This is a genomic window from Tibeticola sp. (assembly GCF_022759015.1).
Classification (GTDB): Bacteria; Pseudomonadota; Gammaproteobacteria; order Burkholderiales; family Burkholderiaceae_C; genus Tibeticola; species Tibeticola sediminis.
Genome location: NZ_JAEMQB010000075.1, coordinates 1 through 6,333, shown reverse-complemented (window position 1 = coordinate 6,333; position 6,333 = coordinate 1). Strand labels below are relative to the sequence as shown.

Annotated in this window: 5 protein-coding genes; all 5 read left to right on the top strand. The window is 67.8% G+C overall.

The features are described from left to right. The first annotated feature begins 203 nt into the window (after window positions 1-203). Window positions 204-1,121 carry a rod shape-determining protein MreC gene (mreC, locus tag JHC36_RS04420; RefSeq protein WP_287916345.1) on the top strand — a complete coding sequence of 306 codons (918 nt, stop codon included), beginning with the start codon at window positions 204-206 and terminating at the stop codon, window positions 1,119-1,121. Next, window positions 1,118-1,648: a rod shape-determining protein MreD gene (gene mreD / locus JHC36_RS04415; protein WP_124219282.1), complete on the top strand. Its 531-nt coding sequence runs from the start codon at window positions 1,118-1,120 to the stop codon at window positions 1,646-1,648. The genes mreC and mreD overlap by 4 nt, the downstream gene beginning before the upstream one ends. A 20-nt stretch (window positions 1,649-1,668) precedes the next feature. Then, window positions 1,669-3,624 carry a penicillin-binding protein 2 gene (gene mrdA, locus JHC36_RS04410; protein WP_287916342.1) on the top strand — a complete coding sequence of 652 codons (1,956 nt, stop codon included), beginning with the start codon at window positions 1,669-1,671 and terminating at the stop codon, window positions 3,622-3,624. A 50-nt stretch (window positions 3,625-3,674) separates the two neighbouring features. Further along, complete coding sequence (locus tag JHC36_RS04405; protein ID WP_287916341.1) at window positions 3,675-4,724, top strand: SPFH domain-containing protein; 1,050 nt, start codon at window positions 3,675-3,677, stop codon at window positions 4,722-4,724. Between the two features lie 123 nt (window positions 4,725-4,847). Next, the coding region (locus tag JHC36_RS04400; RefSeq protein WP_287916339.1) for a DUF4178 domain-containing protein at window positions 4,848-6,333 on the top strand (1,486 nt) is incomplete at its 3' end.

The following is a 6,333-nucleotide window of genomic DNA, read 5'->3' as shown; positions in this document are numbered from 1 at the left end:
TGCCCGCTTTGACGTCCCAAAACACGCCCGAGGGCGTTGCAAATGCGCGCCGTAGCCCGAGCTACGGCTGTGCTTTGCGCCTACTCGGGCGCGTTTTGGGGCGCCCCTTCGGGCACGCCCAATTCCCTCTCAGCCTCTGAGGCAGCCCCGGCCGCGGCCTGTTCCGCTCGGGCCGCGGCTGCAACAGTGATCCGGATCCGGCCATGTCGCTGAACACGCTCGAGCACAGCCCGCCGCCGTTCTTCCGGCAGGGACCATCGGCGCTGTCCAAGCTGCTGTTCTTCAGTGCGTTGGCCGTGTTCCTGATGGTGGCCGACACGCGCTTGCAGCTTTCGGGGCCGGTGCGCAGCGCCGTGGCGACGGCGATCTATCCGGTGCAGTGGCTCGTGATGCAGCCGGTGCGGCTCGCGCGCGAGGTGTCGCGCTATTTCGTCTCGGTCGACGCCGCCACCCAAGCCCAGGCCGATGCGGCCCGGCGGCTCGCCGAGCTGTCGCTGCAAGCGGGACAGGTTCAGCTGCTCACGCTCGAAAACGAGCGTTTGCGGCGCTTGCTCGATTTGCGCGCGCGCACCACGGTGGCGAGTCGCGCGGCGCAGGTGCTCTATCAGACGAGCGACCCCTACAGCAAACGACTGGTGATCGACAAGGGACAGCTGCAGGGCGTGACGGCCGGCTCGCCCGTGCTCGATGAGTCCGGGCTGCTCGGGCAGATCACGCGGGTCTATCCGCTCGTGAGCGAGCTCACGCTGGTGGTCGACCGTGGACAGCTCACGCCGGTGCTCAACGTGCGCACCGGCGCGCGCGGCGTCGCGGCGGGTGAGCCGTCGGCCGATGGGGCCTCCCTCGCTTTGCGCTACGTGCCGGCGAACGCCGATGTGATCGAGGGCGACTTGCTCGTCACGAGCGGCATCGACGGCGTTTACCCGCCCGGGATTCCGGTGGCTCGGGTGCGATCGGTCCAGCACCAGAGCAACTCGGCTTTTGCGGGCATCGTGGCGCAGGCGCTGGCGCAGGTGAACAGTGCGCGGCATGTGCTGGTGCTCGAGCCCCTGAACCCGGTGCCGGTTGCCCCGCCGGTCGAGCCCACCGAGCCCCGCGAGACGCGCCGGAGGAAGCCATGATCATGCGTGCAGGGCAGCAGCTGCTGCTGCCGGCCAATCCGGTCTTCATTTGGGCGACTTTGTTCGGCGCCTGGGCGTTGTCGATGCTGCCCGGTTTTGCGGGCGCTGGCGCCTGGCCCTGGCTGCCCGATGTCCTGGCGATCGTGCTGGTGTTCTGGGGTGTGCACCAGCCCCGGCGGGTGGGCATGGCGGCAGCCTTTCTGTTTGGCCTCGCGATGGACGTGCACCAGGGCGCCTTGCTGGGCCAGCACGCACTGGCCTACACGGTCTTGAGCTTCCTGGCGATCGCGATCCACCGCCGGCTGCTGTGGTTTGGACTGGTGGAACAAAGCCTGCACGTGGCGCCGCTGTTCTTTGGCGCGCACGCGATCGAAGTGGGCGTTCGGCTGGCGGCCGGAGATCTTTGGCCCGGCTGGAGCGTGCTGCTCGCGCCGGTGTTCGAGTCGCTGCTGTGGCCGCTGGCCAGCACGCTGCTGCTGCTGCCCCAGCGCCGCACGCCCGAGCCCGAAACGCCGCGCGCGCGCTAGCGCCCAGCGCCAACCCCGACATGACGGAGCTGCGCAACATCGAGCTCGACCGGGCCCGCTTCAGCCGGCGGGCCTGGGTCATGGGCGCCGTCGTGCTGGCGGCCTTTGCGACCCTGCTGGTGCGCCTGGCCGTGCTGCAATGGCTGCGCTACGAGCAATACGCCGAGCAGGCCGAGTCGAACCGCACCGCGATCGTGCCCATCGTGCCCAACCGGGGGTTGATCGTCGACCGCAACGGCGTGGTGCTGGCCAACAACTACTCGGCCTACACGCTGGAGATCACGCCGTCGAAGGTGAGCGACCTCGACGCGACGATCGAGGCCCTGAGTACGATCGTCACGATCGAGCCACGGGACCGGCGGCGCTTTCGCAAGCTGATGGAAGAGTCCAAGAGCTTCGAGTCGCTCCCGATCCGCACCAAGCTCAGCGACGCGGAGGTCGCGCGCTTCGCCGCGCAGCGCTGGCGCTTTCCGGGGGTCGAGGTCAAGGCCCGGCTGTTTCGGAACTATCCGTTTGGCGAGACGGCCAGCCATGTGATCGGCTACATCGGCCGCATCAACGCGGCGGAAAAAGCGCAGCTCGAAGACCGTGGCGACGAGGCGAACTACCGCGGCACGGACTACATCGGCAAGCTGGGCATCGAGCAGAGCTACGAGGAGCAACTGCACGGCATCACGGGCTACGAGCGGATCGAAACCTCGGCCGGTGGCCGCGCCGTGCGCAAGCTCGCCAGCAAGCCGGCGACGCCGGGCAACACAGTGGTGTTGTCGATCGACATCGAGCTGCAAAGACTGATCGAGGATCTCTACGGCGAGCGACGCGGCGCGCTGGTGGCGATCGACCCGCGCACCGGCGAAGTGCTGGCCTTCGTGAGCAAGCCCACCTTCGACCCCAACCTGTTCGTCGACGGCATCGACGCGGAGAGCTGGCAGGCGCTCAACGAGTCCATCGACCGGCCGCTGCTCAACCGGGCGCTGCGCGGCACCTACCCGCCGGGCTCGACCTACAAGCCCTTCATGGCCCTGGCCGCGCTGGAGACCGGCAAGCGCACGCCGCAGCAGAGCATCGTCGACCCGGGTTATTTCATGTTCGGCAACCACCGCTTCCGCGACGACAAGGAAGGCGGTCACGGCATCGTGGACATGTACAAGTCCATCGTGCAGTCCTGCGACACCTATTACTACATCCTCGCCAACGACATGGGCGTGGACCTGATCCACGACGAGATGGAAAAGTTTGGCTTCGGCACGCTCACCGGCATCGACCTGCAGGGCGAGGTGCGCGGCGTGTTGCCCTCAACCGCCTGGAAGCGCGCAGCCTACAAGCGCCCGGAGCAGCAGCGCTGGTACGCGGGCGAGACGATCTCGCTCGGCATCGGTCAGGGCTACAACAACTTCACCATGCTGCAGCTCGCGCAGGCCACCAGCATGATCGCCAACGACGGCGTGAAGATGAAGCCGCATCTGGTCAAGGCCATCACCGACATCGTGACCCGCGAATCGCGCGAAACGCTCCCAGAAATCAAGGCCGAGGCGGTGGCGCGGCACGAGAACATCGCCGTGATTCAAAAGGCGCTGGTTGGCGTGAACATCGAGGGCACCGGCGCCAATGCCTTCCGCGGCGCGCCCTACGTCGCTGCGGGCAAGACCGGTACGGCACAGGTGTTTACGGTCAAGCAAAACGAGAAGTACAGCGCCGCACGAACCGCCGAGCGCCTGCGCGATCATGCGCTCTACATGGCCTACGCGCCGGCGGACAAGCCCACGATCGCGCTGGCCATGGTGGTCGAGAACGCGGGCTTTGGCGGTGCCGCGGCGGCACCGATCGCGCGGCGCGTGTTCGATTACTGGCTGCTCGGCAAGAAGCCCAGCCCCGAGGATCTGGCGGCGGTGCGCAAAGGGGTTGCCGCCGCGCCCGCCGCTGCTGCCGCCTCAAGCGCCACGGGCGCGGCCGAGGACCCGGCCCTGGCGGACTAGAGCGCAGGTATCATGCGCCGCAGCTCAACCCCACCGCACGGAGGTCGCCCATGGCGCTCATGGACTTCATCAAGAAGCAGTTCATCGACATCATCCAGTGGACCGAGGAGGGTGACGGCACGCTGGCCTGGCGCTTTCCGATGGCCGACATGGAAATCCAGAACGGCGCGACCTTGGTGGTGCGCGAGTCGCAAATGGCGATGTTCGTCAACGAGGGCCAGGTGGCCGACGTGTTCGGTCCCGGCACCTACAAGCTGACCACGCAGACGCTGCCGGTGCTGACCTACCTGAAGAACTGGGACAAGCTGTTCGAGTCCCCGTTCAAGAGCGATGTGTATTTCTTCAGCACGCGCCAGCAACTCGACCAGAAATGGGGCACGCCGCAGCCGGTGACCGTGCGCGACCACGATTTCGGCGCGGTGCGGCTGCGGGCCTTTGGCAACTACGCCTACCGCATCGCGGACCCCAAGCGCTTTCACACCGAGGTGTCGGGCACGCGCGAGCGCTACACGACCGCCGAGCTCGACGGGCAGCTGCGCGGGCTGGTGCTGCAGCACATCGCCAATGCGGTGGCGGGCAGCGGCATTCCCTTCCTGGACCTGGCGGCCAACCAGATCCTGTTTGCGCAGACGCTGGCCAAGGAGCTCGCCACGCCGTTCGAGACGCTGGGGCTGAAGCTCGAGGCGCTCACGGTGCAGAGCATTTCGCTGCCCGAGGAGTTGCAGAAAATCCTCGACCAAAAGATCGGCATGGGCATGGTCGGCAACGACATGGGCAAGTTCATGCAGTACCAGACGGCGCAGGCCATCCCCAAACTCGCCGAGGGCGTGGGCAGCGGCGGCGGCAGCGGCATCGCCGGCGACGCCATGGGCCTGGGTGCCGGCGTGGCGCTGGGCCAGGTGCTGGCGCAGAACCTGGCCGCCGGGTTGCAGGGCGCGCAGGCGTCGCAGGGGCCGGCCGCCGCGGCCGCCCCCGCCGGCGTGAAGCCCGAGGAAGTGATGGCGACGCTCGAGAAGCTCGGCGAGCTCAAGGCCAAGGGCATCCTGACCGACGAGGAATTCAGCGCGAAGAAGGCCGAGCTGCTGAAAAAACTGGTGTGAGTCCTTGGCTCAGGCAGACCCTGCGCTTTAATTTAAATAGCACCACAACACCATTTCACGCCGGGGTGACCGTGTTTTTCCTCAAAAACCCGGCGGGTGCAGCGGCGGTCGACGGCTCAGGCCATGGCTGAACACAGCGGCCGCCCCGAGCGCGTCTACCGCGCCCCCTGCCCCGGCTGCGGCGCGCCAGTGGAGTTCCAAAGCGCGCAGTCCACGCACGCGGTTTGCGGCTACTGCCAGAGCATCGTCGTGCGCGAGGGCGAGGTGCTCAAGCGCATCGGCAAGATGGCCGAGCTGTTCGACGACCACAGCCCCCTGCAGCTCGGCGCGAGCGGGCGTATCGACGGCAAGCCTTTCACCCTAGTGGGCCGGCTGCAATACCAGTACGGCGAGGGGGTGTGGACCGAGTGGGTGGCGCTGTTCGACGACGGCACGCGCGCCTGGCTCGCGGAAGACAACGGCGCCTATGTGTACTCGCGCCCGGTCACGACCACCCAGGCGCTGCCCGCGGCAAGCGGTTTCGCTGTTGGCGCCATCGTGCGCGTGGGAGGCCAGCCCTACACGGTGGCTTCGAACCAGACCGTCTCGCTGCGCTCGGCGCAGGGCGAATTGCCCAAGCTGCCGCCGCTGGGCGCGCCCTTCTCCGTGGTGGAGCTGCGCGGCGTCGACCGCGCCGAGGTGCTCAGCATCGACTACAGCCCCCAGCTCAGCGACCCGAAGGCGGCGCCCGAGCTCAGCAGCGGCCAGCCGGTGGCCTTGGAGGACTTGAGCTTCTCCGGCCTCAAGGACGAATCCGCCAAGGACGAGAGAGGCCGCCAGTTCGCCTGCCCGAACTGCGGGGCGCCGGTGAGCGTTCAGCTCGAGCAGAGCAAGTCCGTCACCTGCCCGAACTGCCACAGCCTGATCGACCTCAGCCAAGGCATCGGCGGCGAGCTGCGCCACGCCACGCAGGACGAGCCGGTGCGCCCGTTGATCGCACTGGGCACGGTCGGCGTGCTCGACGGTGTGCACTGGCAGGTGGTGGGTTTTCAGCACCGCATGGGGCAAGAGCCAGGCGACGACGAATCCTTCGGCTGGGAAGAGTACCTGCTCTACAACCGCAAGAAAGGCTTCAGCTTCCTCGTCGATGCCAGCGACGGCTGGAGCCTGGTCGCGCCGCTGACCGGCGCGCCGAGCGTGTCGAGCGACCGCCGCCGCGCGACCTGGCAGGGCAAAAGCTACACCCTCACCAGCGCCTACCGCGCGACCACCACCTATGTGCTGGGCGAGTTCTACTGGCAGGTGCAGCGTGGCCAGCAGACCGAGAACCGCGACTATGCGGCGGGCGACCAACTGCTCTCGAGCGAGCAGTCGGGCCCGGAGCTGACCTGGTCCGGGGGACGGCGCCTGCCGGCCGATGCCGTCGCGCGCGCCTTCGGCCTCGAGGACAAAAAGGCGCTGCTCGCGCGCAGCGATGCCCAGCCGTTTTCGGCCGACGCGGGCGTGAGCCTGCGCACGGTGATCATCGTGTTCGTGCTCTTGCTGCTGTTGGCGCTGCTCTTGAGCCGCTGCAGCGACTGCGACCCCAACACGCAGAACTGCGCCACCTCGAGCACCAGCACGCGCAGTT